The 22,152-nt window shown below is 36.1% G+C and carries 19 protein-coding genes; 17 read left to right on the plus strand and 2 right to left on the minus strand.

The annotated features are described in order from the left end of the window. Position 1 precedes the first annotated feature (1 nt). From recN to NQ540_RS04435, 12 genes are all read left to right on the plus strand, one after another. A complete protein-coding gene (recN, locus tag NQ540_RS04380) occupies positions 2-1,723 on the plus strand; it encodes a DNA repair protein RecN (protein ID WP_005605301.1) in 1,722 nt (573 codons plus the stop codon). Then, positions 1,720-2,448, plus strand: coding sequence for a glycerophosphodiester phosphodiesterase (locus tag NQ540_RS04385; protein ID WP_005605302.1), 729 nt, complete (start codon positions 1,720-1,722; stop codon positions 2,446-2,448). The genes recN and NQ540_RS04385 overlap by 4 nt, the downstream gene beginning before the upstream one ends. Beyond that, positions 2,438-3,379: a tRNA (adenosine(37)-N6)-dimethylallyltransferase MiaA gene (gene miaA, locus NQ540_RS04390; protein ID WP_005605304.1), complete on the plus strand. Its 942-nt coding sequence runs from the start codon at positions 2,438-2,440 to the stop codon at positions 3,377-3,379. Before NQ540_RS04385 ends, miaA begins: the two co-directional genes overlap by 11 nt. A 1-nt stretch (position 3,380) precedes the next feature. Beyond that, positions 3,381-4,583: a GTPase HflX gene (gene hflX, locus NQ540_RS04395; RefSeq protein WP_005605305.1), complete on the plus strand. Its 1,203-nt coding sequence runs from the start codon at positions 3,381-3,383 to the stop codon at positions 4,581-4,583. 115 nt (positions 4,584-4,698) lie between these two features. After that, a complete protein-coding gene (gene rnc, locus NQ540_RS04400) occupies positions 4,699-5,409 on the plus strand; it encodes a ribonuclease III (protein WP_005605307.1) in 711 nt (236 codons plus the stop codon). Positions 5,410-5,426: 17 nt separating this feature from the next. Then, positions 5,427-8,996, plus strand: coding sequence for a chromosome segregation protein SMC (gene smc / locus NQ540_RS04405; protein ID WP_005605309.1), 3,570 nt, complete (start codon positions 5,427-5,429; stop codon positions 8,994-8,996). Between the two features lie 127 nt (positions 8,997-9,123). Further along, positions 9,124-9,945 carry a Cof-type HAD-IIB family hydrolase gene (locus NQ540_RS04410; protein ID WP_005605311.1) on the plus strand — a complete coding sequence of 274 codons (822 nt, stop codon included), beginning with the start codon at positions 9,124-9,126 and terminating at the stop codon, positions 9,943-9,945. 14 nt (positions 9,946-9,959) lie between these two features. Next, a complete protein-coding gene (ftsY, locus tag NQ540_RS04415; protein WP_005605313.1) occupies positions 9,960-10,964 on the plus strand; it encodes a signal recognition particle-docking protein FtsY in 1,005 nt (334 codons plus the stop codon). A gap of 33 nt (positions 10,965-10,997) precedes the next feature. Continuing rightward, complete coding sequence (locus tag NQ540_RS04420) at positions 10,998-11,714, plus strand: Bax inhibitor-1/YccA family protein (protein ID WP_005605315.1); 717 nt, start codon at positions 10,998-11,000, stop codon at positions 11,712-11,714. Between the two features lie 140 nt (positions 11,715-11,854). Continuing rightward, positions 11,855-12,841 carry a GMP reductase gene (gene guaC, locus NQ540_RS04425; RefSeq protein ID WP_005605317.1) on the plus strand — a complete coding sequence of 329 codons (987 nt, stop codon included), beginning with the start codon at positions 11,855-11,857 and terminating at the stop codon, positions 12,839-12,841. Between the two features lie 112 nt (positions 12,842-12,953). Then, on the plus strand, positions 12,954-13,553 hold the full coding sequence (locus NQ540_RS04430) for a DUF6630 family protein (RefSeq protein WP_005605319.1): 600 nt from the start codon (positions 12,954-12,956) through the stop codon (positions 13,551-13,553). Positions 13,554-13,643: 90 nt separating this feature from the next. Further along, positions 13,644-15,146, plus strand: a complete 1,503-nt coding sequence (locus NQ540_RS04435; RefSeq protein ID WP_005605320.1) for a serine hydrolase — start codon at positions 13,644-13,646, stop codon at positions 15,144-15,146. A 41-nt stretch (positions 15,147-15,187) separates the two neighbouring features. On the opposite strand, the gene NQ540_RS04440 is transcribed toward NQ540_RS04435, so the two are convergent. Then, entirely contained in the window at positions 15,188-15,814 is a 627-nt protein-coding gene (locus tag NQ540_RS04440) for a TVP38/TMEM64 family protein (RefSeq protein ID WP_005605322.1), read from the minus strand. A gap of 10 nt (positions 15,815-15,824) precedes the next feature. Further along, positions 15,825-16,859, minus strand: coding sequence for a glycosyltransferase family 4 protein (locus NQ540_RS04445; protein ID WP_005605323.1), 1,035 nt, complete (start codon positions 16,857-16,859; stop codon positions 15,825-15,827). A gap of 150 nt (positions 16,860-17,009) precedes the next feature. Here NQ540_RS04445 and NQ540_RS04450 point away from each other — a divergent pair, with 150 nt between their 5' ends. From NQ540_RS04450 to NQ540_RS04470, 5 genes are all read left to right on the plus strand, one after another. After that, positions 17,010-17,333 carry a hypothetical protein gene (locus NQ540_RS04450; RefSeq protein WP_039848757.1) on the plus strand — a complete coding sequence of 108 codons (324 nt, stop codon included), beginning with the start codon at positions 17,010-17,012 and terminating at the stop codon, positions 17,331-17,333. A 103-nt stretch (positions 17,334-17,436) separates the two neighbouring features. Continuing rightward, the gene (locus NQ540_RS04455; RefSeq protein WP_005605325.1) at positions 17,437-18,615 is read left to right on the plus strand and encodes an iron-containing alcohol dehydrogenase; all 1,179 of its coding nucleotides are present in this window, start codon (positions 17,437-17,439) and stop codon (positions 18,613-18,615) included. 43 nt (positions 18,616-18,658) lie between these two features. After that, a complete protein-coding gene (gene uvrC / locus NQ540_RS04460) occupies positions 18,659-20,437 on the plus strand; it encodes an excinuclease ABC subunit UvrC (RefSeq protein ID WP_005605326.1) in 1,779 nt (592 codons plus the stop codon). Positions 20,438-20,583: 146 nt separating this feature from the next. After that, the gene (locus NQ540_RS04465; RefSeq protein WP_039848758.1) at positions 20,584-21,459 is read left to right on the plus strand and encodes a transporter substrate-binding domain-containing protein; all 876 of its coding nucleotides are present in this window, start codon (positions 20,584-20,586) and stop codon (positions 21,457-21,459) included. Positions 21,460-21,472: 13 nt separating this feature from the next. Next, positions 21,473-22,120 carry an amino acid ABC transporter permease gene (locus tag NQ540_RS04470; protein WP_039848861.1) on the plus strand — a complete coding sequence of 216 codons (648 nt, stop codon included), beginning with the start codon at positions 21,473-21,475 and terminating at the stop codon, positions 22,118-22,120. Positions 22,121-22,152 lie beyond the last annotated feature (32 nt).

Consider the following 22,152-nt stretch of genomic DNA (forward strand, 5'->3'; position numbering starts at 1 on the left):
GGTGACGAACTTGATTCAAGAGATTTATATTAAGAATTTTGCCATTATCGAAGAAGTTCAGTGTACGTTTGAAAAAGGAATGACGGTTTTAACCGGTGAAACGGGCGCTGGGAAATCAATTATTATTGATGCGGTGGGCCTATTAATTGGTGAACGTGCATCGCTTGAGATGATTCGTTATGGTGAAGAAAAATCCTTGATTCAAGGGGTATTCCGAATTGAGGATCCAGCCGTTGTTGAAAAGCTGCAAGAATTCGGGGTTGAAGTCGTTGAAGATGAATTAATGATTCAACGTGAATTATTGCAAAATGGAAAATCAAACTGTCGCATTAATGGTCAGTTAGCTACAGTAGCGCTCCTCAAACAAATCGGACCTTACTTAATAGATATTCATGGCCAAAATGAGCATTTCCTCTTATTAAACGAAGAGAAACACTTAGGGCTATTAGATGAGTTCGCACATCATCAAATGGGTTCATTAATGGCCGAGTACGATGAAGCATACGCTAAAGTGGTTGCTGCCAAACAAGAGCTTAGAGCCTTGCAAACAGCAGAAAAAGAAGACGCACAACGAGTAGATATGTTGAAATTCCAATTGCAAGAAATTGAAGAAGCTAATATTTATGTGGGAGAAGAAGAGCAGTTAAGCGAAGAAAAAGAATACTTTACGCATTTCCAAAAAATCCAAACGGCTCTTCAGACAGCTTTAGGTGCACTTGAAGGTGAAGAATATTCAAGCATTGATGCCATCGGAGAAGCTACTCGTGAAGTGGAAAGTTTAGAGTCAATTTCAACAAGCTTTAAGGCACTTTCTACGCAAATGAGCGAGGCTTACTATCAACTGCAAGATGCTGCAAGTGCGATTCGTCATGAAATCGAAAATGCCGAATTTGATGAAGAACGCCTTGCTTTTATTGAAGAGCGTCTTGATGTTTACTATCAATTAAAACGAAAATATGGGGATGATGCAGAAGAGATTCTAGCCTTCCAAGATAAAGCCAGAGACGCTTTGAATAAGATTGAAAATAAAGAGACTTTAATCGCTGAAACTGAAAAAGTGTTGAAGCAGGCCACTCTTGAAGCCTTTGCGATTGCAGAGAAGATTTCAATTATTCGTCGTGAAGTGGCTAAACGCTTAGAAGCAGATATTGTGAGCGAATTGCACGGTCTCTACATGGAGAATGCGCAATTTGCCATTCAATTTGAAACTTCAGATAGCTTACTCGAAACCGGGATTGACATCGTTGAGTTTTACATTTCAACGAATAAAGGGGAACCGTTGAAGCCTCTTAGCAAGATTGTCTCTGGTGGGGAGTTGTCTCGTATTACCTTAGCGATGAAATCCATCTTCACGAAAGAACAACTTGTTGGAACAATTATTTTTGACGAAGTGGATACAGGTGTCAGCGGACGTGTGGCGCAGGCGATTGCTTCGAAGATGCACTATATTTCAGAATACGCTCAAGTGTTGAGTATTACGCATTTACCACAAGTGGCAAGTATGGCGGATACGCATATTCATATTGAAAAAGTCGAAGAAGGCGAACGGACACATACGATTCTAAAAGTGATGAACGAAACAGAACGTACCGAAGAAATCGCACGTATGCTTTCAGGTACAACGATTACCGCATTAACACTTGAAAATGCAAAAGAATTATTACAAATTTCAAACGCGATTAAACAAGAAAATGATACACGAGCAGAAGGTGAACGCAAATGACAAAAATCTTTGCACATAGAGGGAGTAAAGGAACGCATCCAGAAAACACACTCGCATCTTTTAGAGAAGCGGTACTTGTCGGTAGTGACGGCATTGAACTTGATGTCCATTTAACAAAGGATGGACAGTTAGTCGTGGTTCATGATGAAACGGTTGACCGTACAACCAATGGTACTGGTGAAATCAGAAACTTAACGCTAGCAGAAATTAAAGCAATGGATGCAGGAAGTTGGTTTAAGAACGATTTTGCAGGTGAGAAGATTCCAACGCTAGACGAAGTACTTCACTTATTAAAAGAATTGAACTTTAACGGGCAATTAAATATCGAGCTAAAAACAGATATTATTCAATATGAAGGACTCGTTGAGAAATGTCTCGCGCTTCAAAGTACCGAGGCGTGGCCATTTGTAATTTTCTATTCTAGCTTTAATCCATATACACTAGTTGAGCTCAAAAAGATGAAGCCAGATCAAGAAATTGGACTTCTCTTTGAGTCAGTTGAGTGGGCAAATAAAGGTGATGCCATGCTTGAAAAAGAATCGTATCATCCTGATTTGAAGTTGCTTGATTGGACGCTTAAATGGAATACGAATCAGTTGCCTTTACGTGTATGGACAGTGAATGAAGATACAGACATCAACCGTTGCTTTGAACTAAACATTGAAGCTATTTTTACGGATTATCCGCAAAAGGCGTTACAATTAAAGGAGAATTATGAGCGATAAGCTACCAAAAATTATGATTATCGTGGGTCCAACCGCGGTAGGGAAAACAGCTCTCAGTATTGAACTAGCCAAACACTTCAATGGGGAAATCATTAATGGAGATTCGCTTCAAGTTTATAAGGAGTTTGATATTGGGACTGCAAAAGTTACTGAGGAAGAAAAAGAAGGTATTCCTCACCACCTATTAGATATTTGTGAGTGGGATGAACCTTTTACAGCAAGCGACTTTAAAGAAAAGGCAGAAGCAGCTATTGCAGAAATTACGAGTCGTGGGAGGCTACCGATTATCGTCGGTGGTACAGGACTCTATATCGAAGGTCTATTATATGGATTCCATTATAGTGGCGAAGGTTCGAATGATCCGGACTATCGTTTATTAAAAGAACAAGAACTGGAAGAAAAAGGTTCTGAGGTTCTTTGGAATGAATTGAATGCAGTAGATCCTGAGGCGGCTACCAAGATTTCGGTGAATAATCCTAGACGCGTGATTCGTGCGCTAGAAGTGATTCATGCAACCGGCAAGAAGTTCTCAAGCCTAGAAATTCAAAAGACGCCGCACTATGATGCGTTTATTATTGGTTTAAATACAGACCGAGCACTACTATATGAGCGCATCAATTTGCGTGTAGAACTGATGTCTCAGGCTGGTCTGGAAGAAGAGGCTAGAGAGTTATATGAAAAATCAAAAGGTCTAGATATCCAATCGATTAGTGGAATTGGATATAAGGAATGGATTCCGTATTTTGAAGGAGAGCAGTCGCGTGAGGCGATTATTTCAACTATTCAACAAAACTCAAGACGATACGCCAAACGTCAATTAACGTGGTTTAGAAATCGACTACCACAAATTCGTTGGGTGAATTTATTAGAGAATCCAAAAGAGAAAGAAGAACTATTAGAAGAGTTAACAGCTTTTGTAGAGGAGGGATAGAATGGAACAAAGAGAACGCGTATTAATTGTAAGTATGCAAACAACGCAAACTGATGAGGATTTCGCATATGCGAACCAAGAGCTAGCGCAGTTAGTCGATACAGCGATGGGTGAAGTGGTTGCTACTGTGACACAAAAACGTGAGTCGATTAGTGGACGTACGCTTGTTGGGAAAGGAAAAGTGGAAGAAATCAGCCATCTTGTCGATGAACTAGAAGTGGATCTTGTTGTATTCTATCAATCGCTCACTGGTTCGATGGTGAAAAATCTCAATGAATCGATTAACTGTCGTATTATTGACCGAGTGCAATTGATTTTAGATATTTTTGCAATGCGTGCTCGTTCTAAAGAAGGGAAACTTCAAGTACAGCTTGCGCAATTAAACTACTTGCTTCCTCGTCTTTCAGGACAACGAGAAGGTTTATCTCGTCAAGGTGGGGGAATCGGTACTCGTGGTCCAGGGGAAACTCGCCTAGAAACAGATAGACGTTATATTCGTAAACAAATTCAAGATATTGAAGAACAGCTAGAACAAATCAAGAAACATCGTGAACGTTCACGGGAGAAGAGAAAGAGTTCAAATGGATTCCAGCTTGGATTAATTGGATATACGAATGCTGGGAAGTCAACGATTTTAAATCAATTAACACAGGCAGGAACCTATCAAATGGATCAATTGTTTGCGACTCTTGATCCACTAACAAGACAGGTGGACTTGTTCCCGAATTTTGAAGTGACTTTAACGGATACGGTAGGATTTATCCAAGATCTGCCAACGACATTGATTCATGCTTTTGAATCAACTCTTGAAGAAAGCGCGGATGTCGATTTATTAGTGCATGTAGTGGATGCGTCAAACACACAGTTTTCATTACATGAAAAAACAGTCATCGATTTAGTAAATGACTTAGAAATGCAAGAAATCCTGATGGTAACAGTCTACAATAAGACAGACTTGATTGAGGGAGAATTTCAACCAAACCTTTATCCATCGATTCAAATTTCTGCAGTCAATGATGCAGATGTGGAACGATTGAAAGCATTTTTAAAAGAACAAGTCAAAGCGCAAATGACTTACTATGAAGAATGGTTGGAAGTGACGGAGACGAAGGAGTTGAATCAACTGCAACAACGTACCCTCGTAGAATCATTAAACTATGTCGAAGAAAAGAATCAATATTGTGTCAAAGGCTATCGTAAATAATATGCAAAAAGCGGCTTGAACCTATAAATCAAGCCGTTTTATTGTGGAGTACATTTGTAATCCATCCCTAAAACTCGTATAATATTAAAGATAAGGATTTTTTCAGGAGGCCATCATGAAAGAGATAAAAGCACTCTCAAAAATTTTAAAAGAGAAGTTCGATATTTCGTTTAACAACGAGGCATTGCTCATGGAAGCGATGACTCACTCTTCGTATGCTAATGAGCATAAAGAGATGAAGGGAATCTATAACGAGCGTATTGAGTTTCTAGGAGATGCTGTTTTAGAATTAACGATTTCCGATTGGCTCTTTCGACAATTTCCTCACTTCCAAGAAGGGCAATTAACGAAACTACGAGCTCAAATCGTTTGTGAGGATAGCTTATCGTTACTTGCGAAGGAATGTTCTTTGAATGAGTATTTGCTGCTTGGAAAAGGAGAAACGCTGAGTGGCGGTCGTGAGAAACCAGCTATTTTATGTGACGTGTTCGAGGCCTTTATCGGCGCTCTATATCTTGATAAAGGAGTGAACGAGGTTCAACGTTTTCTTAATCTAGTCGTTATTCCTAAAATTAAGAATGGACGATATGAACTAATTACTGATTTCAAAACAGAGTTACAAGAATACTTGCAACAAAATGGTCCGGTACACATCCGTTATGAATTAGTTAAAGAAGAAGGACCTTCGCACGATAAAACATTTACTGTTCAATTAATTGTGGATGGAAAAAAATACAAGACCGCCAGCGGCAAGACGAAGAAAGCAGCCGAGCAAATGGCCGCAAAATTGACTATGGAAGAACTAACAAAGAGTTCACTTTCATAGAAAGAAAGGGTTAAAGCATGCAATTAGAAAAAATTGAAATGTCGGGATTTAAATCATTTGCCGATAAGACTACAATTGAATTCGATAAAGGCGTGACTGCGGTTGTAGGACCTAATGGTAGTGGAAAGTCCAATCTTTCTGAAGCGATTAAGTGGGTTCTTGGGGAACAATCGGCTAAGAGTTTACGTGGAAAACGGATGGATGACGTCATTTTCGCAGGTTCTCAAACTAGAAAACCAGTGAATATTGCTGAAGTTAATCTATATATCAATAACGAAGATAAAGTGTTGGCAACCGATCAAACACAGGTGGTATTAACACGCCGCTTGAATCGTAATGGAGCAAGTGATTTTTTAATTAACAAGAAACCAGTGCGTCTAAAAGATATTACAGATTTAATGATGGATTCAGGATTAGGGAAAGATTCATTTGCTTTGATTTCTCAAGGGAAAGTAGAGCAAATCTTTAACGAAAAACCAGAAGAACGTCGAATGATTATCGAAGAAGCGGCAGGAGTACTTAAATACAAAGACCGTAAAAATCAAGCGCAACGTAAATTGAATCAAACACAAGATCACTTAAATCGTGTGGAAGATATTCTTCATGAGATTGAAGGTCAATTAGCACCACTAGAAGAACAACGTGAAAAAGCGATTGCTTACGTTTCTAAGAAGGAACAGCTAGAAGAGGTGGAAACCGCTCTTTTAGCAGTCGAAATTGAAACATTAAATGCTCAGTGGAAAGTAGCTCTTCAGGAAGTGGAGCAACTCCAAGAGCAATTAGCGCAAACGGAAGCAACGCTAGAAAGCCTTCAATTGGACATCGAGGAAAATCAAGTAACACTTGAAGCCCGTAATGAAGACCTCGATGCAAAACAAGAGGAATACGTAGAATTAATCCAAAAAGTAGAGCAATTGGATGGTCAACGTAAAGTCTTCGAGCAACGTCGCCAATTTGCAGAACGTAGCGATGAGGAAAATCAAGAAGCACTAGCTGCTGCTCTTCGTGAGTTAGAAGAAGTAGAAGAAAAATTAGCTCTTCTTGAAAAGAATCAAGTAGAACGTAAGATTGAATTAAAGAACGTAGAAGAGTCTTGGAGTCAATTAGTCGAAGAATTAGACCAATTAAGTCAAAGTAACGAAGAAAGCGTTAAAGAGCTTCAAAATCGTTATATTGAGCAATTACAAGAAATCTCACGTTTACTCAACCAAGAGAAGAACCTTGAGAAGTCTATGGAGGTAAACCAAAACACTCAAGAAAAAATGACAGAGCGTTTTGATTCCTTTGATGGAGAACATCGAGCTTTAGAAGAAAAAGCAAATCAATTCATTGAAAAGATTGAAGAACTCACAAAAGAAAAAGCAAGTTCTGAAAAACAGCTTCTAGCTCTAAAAGAAAAATTATCAAAAATCAATGACCAACACTCTATTCTTTCTAATGAAGGGATGGAAAAGGAACGTCATCTTCAACAATTACAAGCGACGGTTCGAAGCTTAAAACAAGTTTCTGAAGACTACGCTGGTTACTATCAAGGGGTTCGTGAGGTTCTTAAACACAAAACGGCTTTACCGGGTGTTGTCAATTCTGTAGCGGAACTAATCCGTGTAGATGAACAATTAACAACAGCCATCGATATCGCGCTAGGAGCGACGAGTCAACATATTGTAGTAACGGATGAGAAGGCTGCTGCCAAAGCGATTACGTATTTAAAGACGAATCGTCTAGGACGTGCAACATTCTTACCTTTATCAATTATTAAAGAAAAACAAGTTCCAGATACAGTTCTGAACCAAGCAAAAAAAGTCGACGGATTTATTGGTATCGCAAGTGAACTTGTTTCATCAGATAAAAAATATGCTTCTATTATCAAAAATTTACTTGGAACAACTCTTGTAACGACAAACTTACAAGTAGCACAACTATTAGCAAAACAACTCGGTTATCGTTATCGTATTGTGTCACTTGAAGGGGATGTCGTAAACGCGGGCGGTTCGATGACAGGGGGAGCTTCTAAGAACTCTGGCCAACAATCACTCGTTCGACGTAACAGTCAACTAGAAACAGTGACGAAGCAATTTGAAGAAGCAAAAGCTGAGTACGAAAAATTATCAGCACAGTTCCAAAAAGTGACAGCTGAAAAGAACAAGCTAGAAGAAGAGTATCGCACATTAAATGCAAGTCATACTCAATTGGAACAAACCCTCAATCAATTAGAATTCCAATCAAGATTTGCTCTTGAAGAAGTTCAAAAGCACGAACGTATTCAACAAGCAAACCAATTTGAAATGGATGAACTCATTGAAGCATATGAGCAATTGGAAGAGCAATATGTTGAAAACCATGAGAAATTGGTGGCTCTTCAAAAAGCAAATGCATCCTTGAAAAAAGAATTGGATTACCTTCAATTATCGAATGAAGATAAGACTCAACAAATTCAAGAGAAGCAAAAAGAATTGCAAGAACTTGGAACAAATCGTGCTCGTGTTCAAGAGCAATTTAACCAAGAAAAACGTGAAATTCATCAAACGAAACTTCAAAAAACTCGCTTAGAAGATCAAATTGAATTATTACATTCTAAGAAATCTGAACAGTCTCGTAACCAAGAGGAAGATGAGGCTATTTACGCGAAAATTCAAGAAGAGTTTGATGCATTAAAAGGCCAAGTGGATGAATTAGATACACTGATTAAAGAGTTACGTGATGAGCGTGCAACTCTTGAGATTCATGTAAAACAATCAGAAGCTTCTCGTACGCATGCACAACATCAATTACAAGAACAATTGAAGAATCAAACACGATTAGAAACGAAAGCAAATCGTTTTGAAATTTCTATTGACCAAAAATTAACGTACTTGAGCGAAGAATACGAATTAACGTTTGAAGCAGCGATTTCTAAAACAACACTTGATATGTCGATTGAAGAAGCTTCAAAACTGGTTCGTAGTTTGAAACAACAAATTGAACAAATGGGTGCTGTAAACTTGTTGGCGATTGAGGAGTTTGAAGCTGTACAAGAACGTTTCACATTCTTAACAGCGCAACAACAAGATTTACTAGAAGCCAAACAAACGTTGGAAGAAACGATCACGGAAATGGACGAGGAAGTAACAACTCGATTCAAGACAACATTTGATGCCGTATGTACTCAATTTGAGCGCACATTCCCTCGCTTATTTGGTGGAGGCCGTGCGACACTTGAATTAACAGATCCAGATAACCTTCTTGAGACAGGGATTGAGATTATCGCTCAACCACCAGGAAAGAAACTACAATCACTCAGCTTACTTTCTGGTGGAGAACGTGCCTTCACAGCGATTGCATTACTCTTTGCAATCTTAGAAGTAAAGCCAGTTCCATTTTGCTTACTCGATGAGGTTGAAGCAGCACTGGATGAGGCTAACGTTGCTCGTTACGGACGTTACTTGAAGGAATTTACGAATAGTACTCAATTTATCGTTATTACTCACCGTCGTGGTACGATGGAAGAGGCAGATGTATTGTATGGTGTAACGATGCAAGAATCTGGCGTATCAAAACTTGCATCCGTTAAGTTTGAAGACTTTGACGAATTAGAAGAAGTGAAATAAGAGTAAGAGGTAGCAATGCGCGCTGCCTCTTATTTTATAATACGAATGGTTTATTTTATGGTATACTATAAGAGATACGTTCAATGTGCGTATAATGTGAGCAGAAATGCTTAAAGGAGTTTTATAGTTGATTAAATTAATTGCACTAGATTTAGATGGAACATTATTAACTGGTGAAAAGAAGATAACTGAAGAAAATAAAAAAGCTATTCAATTAGCCAAAGAAAATGGGATTAAAGTAGTTCTTTGTACGGGTCGACCAATTGTAAGTATTGTTCATTTGCTTGAAGAATTAGACCTAATGGGGGACGATGATTACGCAGTTAACTTTAATGGCGGCCTGATTCAAAAAACAAAACATGGAGAAATCGTCTATGAAACAGGGCATACTGTAGAAGATATGAAGTATTGCCATGAAGAAGTAACCAAAGTAGGGCTTCCATTAGTGATGATTGATACGGTAAGAGCTTACGAGCCAACGCCTCCCAAAGGACGTCCGTCAATTTATAATACATTACCGCATCCAATTACGTTTGAACAAAAGAATCCAGAAGATTTCGAAGAGGGACATATCTTTAATAAAGCCGTTCTTTGTATCGCTCAAGACATCTTGGATGAAGGAATTGCAAAATTACCAAAAGAATTCTTCGAACGCTTTAACTGTATGAAATCAAGAACATTTTTATTAGAAGTTGTTCCAAAACATGTTTCAAAAGGAAATGGCTTAAAGATGTTAGGAGAAATTCTAGGAATTTCGCTGGATGAAATGGCAGCATGTGGTGATGAGGAAAATGACTTACCAATGTTAACAGTTGTCGGTTATCCAGTAGCCATGGGCAATGGCTCAAAAGAAGTCAAAGATGTAGCAAAATATGTAACAGCAACGAATGAGGATTCAGGTGTTGCTAAGGCTATTTATCATATTATAGAAATGAATAAACAAGCGTAAAGTGAGGGAAAAATATGGGATTATTTGATCGAATTAAACGTGCCTTTACTGGTGAAGATGAAGTCATTAAACATGAGGAAAAGAAAGAATCAATTGTTATTGAAAAATATGACAAAGGGATGGAAAAAACGCGTCGCAGTTTCTCAGATAGATTGAATGAATTTCTTGCAGATTTCAGAGAAATCGATGAAGATTTCTTTGAGGATTTAGAAGAGACTTTTATTTCTTCAGACGTAGGTTTCGAAATGACTTTGGCGATTACGGACGCCTTAAGAGATGAAGTTCGTTTAAAAAATGCAACAACTTCTGGTCAAGTCAAAGAAGTCATCATTGAGAAGATGGTAGACATTTACGAAAAAGGCGAAGATAATTTATCAGTGCTTAAAAAAGCTGAAGGTCGTCCAACAGTTCTAATGTTTGTTGGTGTCAATGGTGTTGGTAAAACAACAACGATAGGAAAAATTGCTTGGAGACTGAAGCAAGAAGGTAACAAAGTTTTACTTGCTGCAGGAGATACATTCAGAGCTGGAGCCATTCAACAGTTAGAAGTCTGGGGAGAACGTGTCGGAGTTCCTGTTGTTGCAGGTAAAGAAGGTGGCGACCCTTCTTCAGTTGTCTTTGATGCTATTAAGAAGGCTAAAGAAGAAAACTTTGATTATTTATTAATCGATACGGCTGGACGTCTTCAAAACAAAGTGAATTTGATGAAAGAGTTAGAAAAGATGAATCGTATCATCTCCCGTGAAATTGAAACGGGAGCAGATGAGACTTTATTAGTTTTAGATGCGACAACTGGTCAAAATGCTTTAGTTCAGGCGAAACAGTTTGGAGAAACCATTGATATTACTGGGTTAATCTTAACAAAATTAGATGGTACAGCAAAAGGTGGAGTTATTTTATCGATTCGTCATGAATTAAATATTCCTGTTAAATTCATTGGTTTAGGTGAACAGATGGACGACTTGCAACCATTTGAACCAGAACAATTTATTTACGGATTAGTGAAAGATATGTTATAATACATTTATATTAAATTGAAATGAGGCGATATAATGGAGAATAATCATTATAGTGTTCAATCTAGTATTGAAGGAAGAAATCAATTTTTCATGAAAGTATACGGCTGGATGTTTGGTGGAATTGCAATTTCTGCTGTGGTTGCTTATTTATTTAGCACAACTCCTGCATTATTCAGTCTATTTTATAATTTCATGGTAAAAACACATGGATATGGTATGTGGGGAATTTTCTTATTGCAATTAGTTCTTGTATTTTTAATGCGACCTGATTACGAAAAATTAGGAAATCCTATTCGCTATATGGTGATGTATTGCTTATATGCTGCACTAACAGGGTTAACATTCTTTACATTAACTTTTGTATATGATTTAGGTAGTATTGTTCAAGCATTTGCTTCTACATGTGCTTTGTTTGTTGGTCTATCAGTAGTAGGTTTTACAACTAAGAAAGATTTAACTGGATGGGGACAACAAGCTTTAGGCGCTTTAATAGGCCTTATTATTGCAAGTGCTCTTAACTTATTCTTCTTCCGTAGTTCAATGGTAGAGTGGATTATGTCAGGTATCTCTCTAATCATCTTTATCATATTAACAATTTATGATACACAAAAACTAAAAAGAATGTATGATTACTTCGAAGGACAATCAGCTCTTGAAGGAATTGCCATTCTAGGTGCTTTAGAATTATATCTTGACTTTATTAACATCTTCTTAGATATTCTTCGTTTATTCGGAAGTGGAAAAGATTAATTCGTTGAAATAGGTCTGGGTTAATCCCAGGCTTATTTTTTTGTAAAAATATTTTTAGTAGGAAAGAAATAATTACATGCATTATAGTAGAAAATCATGTATACTACCTACGTACGCATTAACGATATAGGAGGAAATTTATGTTTGAGTTAAATGCATTCGATTATGAGGATATTCAATTAGTCCCAAATAAATGTATTGTAAATAGTCGTTCGGAGTGTGATACTACAGTAAAATTAGGGAAGTTCACTTTTAAACTTCCAGTAGTTCCTGCTAATATGCAAACAGTTATTGATGAATCTGTGGCAGAGTTTTTAGCGAAGAATGGTTATTTTTATATTATGCATCGTTTTGATGAGCAAAGTCGCTTGCCATTTGTAAAACGAATGAAAGAGAATGGTTTAATATCATCTATTAGTGTGGGTGTAAAACCGCAAGAGTATGATTTCATTCTAGAATTAAAAGAAAAAAACTTAGTTCCTGACTATATCACAATAGATATCGCCCATGGTCATTCAAATTCTGTGATTGATATGATTGGCCATATTAAAAAACATTTACCAGAAACTTTTGTAATTGCTGGAAATGTAGGAACGCCAGAAGCCGTTCGTGAACTTGAGAATGCTGGGGCAGATGCAACAAAAGTAGGGATTGGACCTGGAAAAGTATGCATTACAAAAATTAAAACAGGATTTGGTACTGGCGGATGGCAGTTAGCGGCTCTACGTTGGTGCTCTAAAGCTGCTCGTAAACCTCTCATTGCAGATGGTGGAATCCGTACTCATGGTGACATTGCTAAATCTATTCGTTTTGGTGCCACAATGGTTATGATTGGTTCACTTTTTGCAGGACATGAAGAGTCACCCGGTAAAACTGTGGAAGTGGATGGACAATTATACAAAGAGTATTTTGGAAGTGCTTCTGAGTACCAAAAAGGGGAACGTAAAAATGTGGAAGGTAAGAAAATTGTCGTTCCATATAAGGGATTGCTTCAAGATACTTTAATTGAAATGCAACAAGATTTGCAATCATCAATTTCTTATGCAGGCGGAAAAGATATCGAAGCCATTCGTAAAGTTGATTATGTGATTGTAAAAAACTCTATTTTTAATGGGGATTCTATTTAAACAGATTGTTAAGCAGAAAGAGAAATCTTTCTGCTTTTTTAATTTGATATTTATTCTTCGAAAATTGTTTGTTATACTAATCTAAAGAACTCCATAAAAGGAGGAAAAAACTATGTGGCTATTTAATCGAAAAAGTCGAAGGAAAGATGAATTCGAATTGGAAGAGACGCTTGATAGTGAAACTGTCGAAGTAGACAGTGATTCCGATGAAGATTGTTATCTCCAAATTTCGGAAATTATCACAGACCATAATCAGACCGTAAAAGGATTATTAGAAAATTATTTTGAGGATCCTAGACTTTTATTGGAAGAGTTCCAAGAAGATTGCGATGAATGGAATGAGGATTCTGAACTTCTTCATGAGGAATTGTTGGATGATTATTGGTTGATTCTTCTATTGACTTTAGAAAAAGAATCATATGCTAAAAGGATATACTGGAGAGATAATGTAGAAACTGTCATGAAAAATCTCAAACAGTTAAAACAGCTAAAAGAGATTTCTCTTGATGAATGTTTAAGCCATTGTAACTATCAATCTTTAGTGGAATTTCTAGAGTGCATTTCAATGGAACTCCAGAAGCTTGAGATAATTATTGGAACTTTCGAATTGGATGATGAGAATGTTTTAATTTTTTCAATGATGGAAAAAAGGATGGGAAAATTCAATAAATTAGTGAATACAATAGAGAAAAGTTGGAAGCAAATTTCGTAACGATTACAAAATGGTTACGTTTTTGCTTCTTTCTATTTGAAAACTTAAGAAAATCTTAGTAAAATAAAATAGATTGTAAGGAGGATAGTGATGAATAAACGAAATTTAAAGTTTCTACTTGGAGTACTGAGTTGTTCTTTTGTATTAACTAGTTTAGCACCCATTTCAGCGGAGGAAACGACAGAAGAATCTGTTTCGCAAACAACTGTTGTGGAAGAAACAGAAGAAGCACCAACAACGGTCGCTCCGGAGAAGAAAGAAGAAACGACTCAGCAAAAATCAACAGAACTTTCTATTGAAGATGAGATTTTCGAGATCACTCAAAGATATGGTTATGATGTTAGTGAGTATTATCGACCAGAAAGTGCCATTTTAGTCGATGCTGAAACTGGACAAATTTTATATGGTGACCATATTGATAAGCCTTGGGATCCTGCTAGTACTACTAAACTAATGACAGCTTATTTAGTATATGAAGCTATTAAAGCTGGAAAAATTACATTAGATACGAAAATTACTGCGACTGAATTAGACAGAGCTATTTCTACGATTGATGATATTAGTAATAATCAAATTAGAGCAGGTATTGAATATCCGGTTCGAGATTTATTATATTTAATGATGTATCCTTCTTCAAATGTAGCTACTGTGATGCTTTCGCACGCTATCAGTCAATCAAATGAAGAATATATTAAAATGATGAACGATAAAGCAAAAGAACTTGGTATGACGAATTCTAAGTTCTATAATCCAAGTGGAGCAGTGGTATCGGCGTTCCGTGGATTATATACCGTGGAAGGTGTTCCAGATGAGTATAATCAAACAACTGCTAGAGATTTAGCAACTTTATCTTATTATTTCTTAAAAAATTACCCAGAATTTCTTGAAATCACTAGAGAGCCAGCAGTGACAACAATGGAAGGAACGGTGGTAGAAGAAACATTCTACACACTAAACCAACTAGCAAGCGGAATGAATCAAGGTTATTTCCATGTTGATGGTTTTAAAACTGGATCTTCTCCTAATGCAGCTTTGAACCATGTTATTACAGCAAAAGAAAAAGGTAGACGAGTAATCGAAGTGCTAATGGGGGTAGGTAGTTGGAGTGATTATAATACTAGCGTATACTACAGAGCTCAATTTGGGAATGCTATTTTAGAAAAGGCATTTACGGAATATCATGAAGAAACAGTTTTAAAAGCTGGAGTTCATGAAATTGATGGTCAAGAAATTAAAGTAGAAAAAGATATTAAAGCTATTACCAAAGGCGATTCAAAACCAACTTATAAATTAGTTGGCGATGAAATTATCGTTGAAAATACTTTTCCAACTTTAACAAAAGCGATTAAAAGTAATGTACATAAAGTTACTAAGGTAGTAGAAGAAACAACAACTGAAGAACCTGCAACTACGTCTGAAGCTAAGAATGAAGGTGTATTATCCTTTAATGATGAGGATACAAACACTTTTGTTGGATGGTTACGAAGCTTAAGTAAAAACCCATTATTACTTGCTGGCATTTTATTAGCTTTAAGTGTATTTATTAGTGGGATTGTGATTGCAACTGTTCAAGTATTCAAAAAAGATTATTAAAACAAGAAACCCCTGAGAATTTCTTCTCAGGGGTTTCTTGTTTATTTAAAGAATGCCCAGAACCAATCGATGATGAATCTTAATCCGATAGTATAAGCAGCTAATGTGAATGGCTTAAAGACTAGAATAATAATAATGAACTTTTTATAAGTCATCTTTGTTAAACCAGCTAACATACATAAAAAGTCATCCGGAGAAACTGGGAAGAACATCATAAAAGCAAAAAAGTAGTCAAACCATTTTCCTTTATCCAGCCAATTGATATAACGATTATACGTATTTTCACTGACCATTGATTTTACGAATTGTTGACCGTATTGACGAGCAAGATAGAATGCGATAATCGAACCGATAATGATACCGATGTAATTGTAGACATTCCCGATAATATTTCCGTAAATATAAACCCCAGCAATACTTGTTAGAGCACCTGGTATAATTGGAACAACCGTTTGTAAGATTTGGAGAAAGATAAAAATTGGAGGTCCCCAAATTCCCGCCTGTAACATATACGCAGATAAAGTCTCTTCAGAAGTGAATAAGCCCTTTTGCCAAGCCCAAACAATAAATACGACTGTTGCGATTGCTCCTAAAATGGAAGCAATATTCATTACTTTCTGAGCGGTAGGTGAGAGTGGTTTTCCTTGTTTAATTTCGTTGGTTGTCATTGTTGCTCCTTTATGATTTTAAATTTCTTTCTGTTGCAACTTTATCGTAAAATTGTTGCCATTGGAGAAGAATACTCTCTTTTGAGTAAAATTGTTCGCCACGTTTTGAGCCTTCACATGCCATAGCATAGTACTCAGGATCTTCTTTAAGTTTAGTTAATTGTTCTTTAAACGTTTGTTGACTTGTCCCTTTTAAATAGTAGTCAAATAATATTGGCTTGTACTCAGGTAAGTCACGTAATAGAAGAGGAATATTAGCATTCATGGATTCTAAAATAGTCATAGGGAATAATTCTTCAAAAGAAAGTTGTAACATGACATCAGCCATATTAAAAAATTCATTCATTTGGTTTCTTTCAACCAATCCTAGAAAATGAACATTATCAGGAAGATCATCCATATGTTCCATAATTTCTTTGCGTCCTTCAGAAATTCCTTTAAAAGCAAAGTCTCCAGCCCAAACGAACTGAATTTCAGGCATTTTTTCAGCTAAATCGATAAATTCTAGAACACCTTTTCTCATTTGCAATTGACCTGCAGATACAACGGTGAACTGATCAGGATTTAATCCAAATTTCTTTCTTAATTCCCTTTTAGATTGATCAGTGATTTTATAAAAGGTTTCACGAGATACAAAGTTTGGAATATAAGTAACTTTCGAACGATCGACTCCATAATGTTCGAGGTCGTCAATAAAACGTGGATTCACAGTCACTAAATAATCCGCTTGTTTGTAAAAAGATAAGACATATTTATAGAACAATTCTTTTATTGGTTTTGGAAGAGAAATACTCTTTTCGAGTGTTTCAGGTAAGAAATGTACTGATGCTATTGTTGGTTGCTTCTTATTGTTTAAGAATGACTTAAACAGAAAGTCTGGATTAATTGTATGAATATGATTAATATCAGCAATCTTTAATTGGTTTACAACTACTTTGTATCCTTTAAGACCTTCAGTCACTAAATTAATTTGTTCCTCTGTTGCAGACATCACTCCTTGTCCTTTGACACTGTCTGCACGAGTTAGCATATTTATTGTAAGCATATTGACTCCTTAATAGTATATTTCCAACCCATTTTACCATGAATTAAAGCATTTGGAAAACAGCATCAACAAAATTTAGAAAAATTAATGTTTTTGCCTTATTGTTTGAATTTTTGTATACTAAAAAAGAAGAAAGAATCGAGGGTGTTTATGAAAAAAAGTAAAAAATCTAATAAAAAATCTAAAGAAGAAGAAATGACACTAGTAGATTGTTACTATATTCCTTCTGTTATAGCGGAACAATTTCAGCTTTTAAGAGAGCATTGTGCACTAGAAGTTGAAAAGGAACTAGCATTATTGTTTTCGAAAGTAGTTCGCGAGTATCGAGAAGAGGTGGGACAAGTAGTTGTTTCTTATGATGATAATGGAAATAAGACTTGCGAAATCCCTCTAAGTCCTATTGAAGTTTCAAAATTGGAAAAAGAGATTTCAGCGGAAAGATTAAATAAATATATCTTATCAAAGATTGATTGATAATAGAAAAGTAAGCTGGGCGTTGTCCAGTTTATTTTGTTAGAAGTCTAAGAGTTAATTATTTTTAGCAAACATCATTTGATAAAGCGTGAGGTGAAGAGAAATGGAAAAGAGTATTCAAAATTTTACTTTTCAAAATCCAACAAAAATTTTATTTGGAAAAAAACGTATAGAGGAAATTGATAATGAAATACCTAAAGATGCAAAAGTCCTCATCTTATATGGTGGAGGATCAGTCAAAAAAAATGGAGCCTTTGAGAGAGCGGTTTTGGCTCTTGGAGGACGCGATTGGGATGAGTTTTCGGGAATAGAGGCAAATCCTACATTCGAAACGTTAATGAAGGCTGTCCATAAAGTAAGAGAAGGAGGTTTTACCTACTTACTTGCAATCGGAGGTGGTTCTGTCATTGATGGAACTAAATTTGTCTCTGCAGCCAGCCTGTTTGAAGGAGACCCTATAGATTTATTTGGTTGGGGAATTGGAAAAGGACTACCCGTTCAAGAGGTTGTACCATTTGGAACGATTTTAACCTTACCAGCAACTGGTTCTGAAATGAATTCTGGAGCAGTGATTAGTTTTGTTGAAAAAAATGCAAAAGTAAGTTTTAGAGGGCCAAAGACGTTTCCAGTATTTTCAGTATTAGAGCCTGAACTAACCTATACATTACCTGAACGTCAATTAGTAAACGGACTCTTAGACTCATTCATCCATGTAATGGAGAATTATTTAACCTATCCAGTAGGAGGAATTCTTCAGGATCGTTATGCAGAAAGTATCCTTCAAACGTTGATTGAGATTGCTCCTCGTATTATTGATATTCATCATATTGATTATAACGATAGAGCTACTTTTATGTGGTGTGCCACTAATGCGTTAAATGGGACAATTAATTTAGGTGTTCCGACGGATTGGTCTTCTCATGCATTAGGTCATGAAATCACATTAAATCATGGATTAGACCATGGAAGAACATTATCAATTGTATTGCCAGCGATGATGAAAGTTAGAAAAAAACAAAAATGGGATAAGTTAGTTCAATATGGAAAACGCGTCTGGGGATTAGATGGAGAAGAGAATGAGGTTGTTGAACAAGCTATTATAAATACAGAAAAATTTTTCTCATCTCTAGGTGCTCCTACTCGATTTAGTGATGTAGGTTTAGGTGAAGAAGTAATCCCAGCATTAGTAGAAGGACTAAAACGTCATAAGAAGGTTGCTTTATCCGAACATGGAGATGTGACTCCAGAAGTTGCTTATGAGGTATATAAAACGGCTTTATAAATAGTATGTACTTTTTATTAGTCTTGAATGAAAGGAAGATTAAATGGCTAGTGAATTGATTGAAAGCAAACTTAAGAATCTTCCAGATTTACCGGGTTGCTATATTATGAGAAATAGTAACGATGAGATTATCTATATTGGGAAGGCCAAGAATTTAAAAAATCGTGTTCGTTCTTATTTCAGAGGTGCACTTGATACGAAAACTGAAAAACTAGTTAGTGAAATCCACCATTTTGAGTATATTGTGACAAAGACAAATAAAGAATCTCTTTTACTAGAAATTAACCTGATAAAAAAATATCAACCGTACTACAATATTAAGTTGAAACAGGGGACGATGTATCCTTATTTAAAAATCACTTCAGAGAGGGATCCGCAATTAGTGATTTCTCACAAAGTTGAAAAAGATGGAGGAATCTATTTTGGACCTTACCCTAATGTAACTGCTGCTACTTCTACCCAACAACTCATTCAAAAAATTTATCCATTAAGAAAATGTGGGAAGAATGAAACCAGAGCTTGTTTTTATTATCATTTAGGACAGTGCATCGGTTGTTGCGACCATGAAATTTCTGAGGATGAGTACAAAACACAAATAAAGAAAATTCAACGCTTTTTAAATGGAGATGTAAAAGCCATTAAAGATGATTTGAATCAGAGAATGTTAGAGGCCTCTGAACGATTGGAATTCGAAAAAGCTATGGATTATCGTGATCAAATTCATTACATTGAAGCAACGGTTGAGAAGCAAAACATAATGAGTTCTGATTTCACGAATCGAGATGTATTTGCGTACTTTGTTGATCGAGGATGGATTTCAATTCAAGTATTTTTATTAAGACAATCAACGATTATTAAAAGGGAAGCAGCGATGTTTCCTATTTATGATCAAATTGAAGATGAAGTTCTATCCTTTATTATCCAGTTTTATGAAGATCAAAACCATATTTTACCTAAAGAAATATTAGTTCCGGATGCTTTAGATATTGATTTACTATCCGAGACACTGGGTGTAAAAGCTGTATCTCCAAAAAGAGGATCTAAAAAAAGAATGCTAGACTTAGCGACTCAAAATAGTGAGATTTCTTTATTAGAGAAGTTTAGAAGAGAAGAGCAGAGTCAGTTAAAAACATTAGGTGCTTTAGATGAGTTATCACAAGCTCTTGGACTTGAAAAGTTGTCGGTGATTGAGTCTTTTGACCATTCAAATATTCAAGGTACGAATCCTGTTTCTGCTATGGTTGTTTTTCGAGATGGGAAACCCGATCGGAAACATTATCGAAAATTTAAGGTGAAGACGGTCCTTGGAAGCCATGAGTTCGCGACGACGCAAGAAGTGATTAGAAGACGTTATTCCAGATTGCTAAGAGAAAAAGCGGACCTTCCTGACTTAGTTTTAATGGATGGTGGAAAAATCCAAATGAAGGCTGCTATGGAAGTTCTTGAAGATGAACTAGGCTTATCTATTCCGGTTTGTGGGATGGTAAAAAATGATAAACATAAAACAGCTTCTTTAATTTATGGAGAAAAATTTACTCCTATTGAATTAGATCGAAAAGGACAAGCCTTTCAATTGATTCAAAGAGTCCAAGAAGAGGTTCACCGATTTGCTATAACTTTTCACAGACAAGTTAGAGGCAAGAATACTTTCTCTTCAAGATTGGAGTTAATAGATGGAGTAGGACCAAAAACTAGAAAGAAACTTTTAAGTCATTTTAAGACTACTACCGCAATAAAAAATGCTAGTGTTGAGGAGTTACGGAAGATTGGAATCTCTGAAAAAGTTGCAAGCAATATAATAACAACGTTTCAGAATGAATAAATTATTAAGAGTAAAACTAAAAAATGAAACAGGTAAATTATCTGTTTCATTTTTTAGTTTGCTTTTCAAGACTTAATCTTTGTTTTTTTTGGATGGATGTGCTATCTTTTTGATTGTTGAAAAATAAATAAAAGGTGGTTAAACCAATGAAAAAATGGATGAAAGCTGGTTTCGTTGCTGTGGCTACATTATTAGCAGCATGCGGAGCAAACACAACAAAAACACAAGAAACAACTGTATCAGTTTCAGATGCGCAAGCAAACTGGGATAAAATTGTTGAATCTGGTGTCATTAAAGTATCAACTGCAGGTACTTTATATCCACAATCATTCCATAATGATAATAATGAACTAACTGGTTACGATGTGGAAATCATGAAGGAAGTTGCGAAGCGTTTAAACCTTAAAGTTGAATTTACGGAAATGGGTGTTGACGGAATGTTAACAGCATTAGATAGTGGTATGACGGACATCGCCAACTATTCAATTGAAGAAGGTGCGAAAAACTTCGATGACTATTTGCACACTACACCTCATAAATACTCATTTACATCAATGGTTGTTCGTGGAAGCGATAATTCAGGAATCCATTCTTGGGCTGATGTAAAAGGAAAAAAAGCAGCAGGTGCAGCTAGTACAAACTACATGAAGATTGCTAAAAAACTTGGTGCGGAATTAGTTGTTTATGACAACGTAACAAATGATGTATATATGTCTGATTTAGTAAACGGACGTACAGATGTAATTATCAACGATTACTACTTACAATCAATCGCGGTCGCTTTTGCTAAAGATAAATATGACATTAAGATTAACGAAGGTGTTTACGCAAACCCTTATAGTTCAAGCTTCTCAATTTCATTAAATAACACTGTATTACGTGATAAGTTCAATGAAGCGATGGATGCAATGAAGAAAGATGGAACATTGAAAAAAATCTCTGAAAAATTCTTCGCCGGGCAAGACGTAACAGAACCTAAAGAATTCAAAACAGAAAAAATCGATATTTCAGATGTAGACTAATATGTTAAATAAAATCTTCGATATCAGTATTGCGATTAACAATTTTTGGTTTATTCTTAGTGGATTAGGATATACATTAGGAGTCGCATTAACAAGCTTCGTATTCGGAACGATTTTAGGATTTATTCTCGTATTAATGAGACGTTCCAGGTTCCGTTTTCTACGATGGATTGCAACGTTTCATGTGTCCTTTATGCGAGGAACACCAACGCTAGTGTTTTTATTTTTACTATATTTTGGTTTACCATTCTTAAAAATAACGTTACCCGCTTTAGTCTGTGCGCTCCTTTGCTTTAGTATTGCAAGTAGCGCGTATATTTCCGAAGTATTACGTTCGGCAATGGATGCAGTGGATAATGGCCAATGGGAAGCAGCGATGTCTCTTGGGATGAGTTATCGTCAAACTTTACAAAAAGTAATTGTACCTCAAGCGTTTCGAATTGCAATCCCACCATTAAGTAATGTGTTACTGGATATGATTAAAGGATCGTCTCTAGTTGCGATGATTTCACTACCTGATATTTTCCAAAATGCGAAAATTGTAGGTGGTCGTGAACAAAACTATATGACAGTTTATATTTTAGTAGCAATTATTTACTGGATTATCTGTTTGCTTTTTGAACAAGGGCAACGATATTTAGAAAATAAAATGGCACTTTAATAGAAAATAGTACAGAGAACTGTGTAACAGCA

Origin of the sequence: Granulicatella adiacens ATCC 49175, from assembly GCF_025150565.1 — a bacterium.
Classification (GTDB): domain Bacteria; phylum Bacillota; class Bacilli; order Lactobacillales; family Aerococcaceae; genus Granulicatella; species Granulicatella adiacens.

What these genes read in the sequence shown, in the direction of transcription:
- NQ540_RS04385 (WP_005605302.1), top strand. Translation starts at nt 1,720, where the DNA reads ATGACAAAAATCTTTGCACATAGAGGGAGTAAAGGAACGCATCCAGAA.
- miaA (WP_005605304.1), top strand. Translation starts at nt 2,438, where the DNA reads ATGAGCGATAAGCTACCAAAAATTATGATTATCGTGGGTCCAACCGCG.
- hflX (WP_005605305.1), top strand. Translation starts at nt 3,381, where the DNA reads ATGGAACAAAGAGAACGCGTATTAATTGTAAGTATGCAAACAACGCAA.
- rnc (WP_005605307.1), top strand. Translation starts at nt 4,699, where the DNA reads ATGAAAGAGATAAAAGCACTCTCAAAAATTTTAAAAGAGAAGTTCGAT.
- smc (WP_005605309.1), top strand. Translation starts at nt 5,427, where the DNA reads ATGCAATTAGAAAAAATTGAAATGTCGGGATTTAAATCATTTGCCGAT.
- ftsY (WP_005605313.1), top strand. Translation starts at nt 9,960, where the DNA reads ATGGGATTATTTGATCGAATTAAACGTGCCTTTACTGGTGAAGATGAA.
- NQ540_RS04420 (WP_005605315.1), top strand. Translation starts at nt 10,998, where the DNA reads ATGGAGAATAATCATTATAGTGTTCAATCTAGTATTGAAGGAAGAAAT.
- guaC (WP_005605317.1), top strand. Translation starts at nt 11,855, where the DNA reads ATGTTTGAGTTAAATGCATTCGATTATGAGGATATTCAATTAGTCCCA.
- NQ540_RS04430 (WP_005605319.1), top strand. Translation starts at nt 12,954, where the DNA reads ATGTGGCTATTTAATCGAAAAAGTCGAAGGAAAGATGAATTCGAATTG.
- NQ540_RS04435 (WP_005605320.1), top strand. Translation starts at nt 13,644, where the DNA reads ATGAATAAACGAAATTTAAAGTTTCTACTTGGAGTACTGAGTTGTTCT.
- NQ540_RS04440 (WP_005605322.1), bottom strand. Translation starts at nt 15,814, where the DNA reads ATGACAACCAACGAAATTAAACAAGGAAAACCACTCTCACCTACCGCT.
- NQ540_RS04445 (WP_005605323.1), bottom strand. Translation starts at nt 16,859, where the DNA reads ATGCTTACAATAAATATGCTAACTCGTGCAGACAGTGTCAAAGGACAA.
- NQ540_RS04450 (WP_039848757.1), top strand. Translation starts at nt 17,010, where the DNA reads ATGAAAAAAAGTAAAAAATCTAATAAAAAATCTAAAGAAGAAGAAATG.
- NQ540_RS04455 (WP_005605325.1), top strand. Translation starts at nt 17,437, where the DNA reads ATGGAAAAGAGTATTCAAAATTTTACTTTTCAAAATCCAACAAAAATT.
- uvrC (WP_005605326.1), top strand. Translation starts at nt 18,659, where the DNA reads ATGGCTAGTGAATTGATTGAAAGCAAACTTAAGAATCTTCCAGATTTA.
- NQ540_RS04465 (WP_039848758.1), top strand. Translation starts at nt 20,584, where the DNA reads ATGAAAAAATGGATGAAAGCTGGTTTCGTTGCTGTGGCTACATTATTA.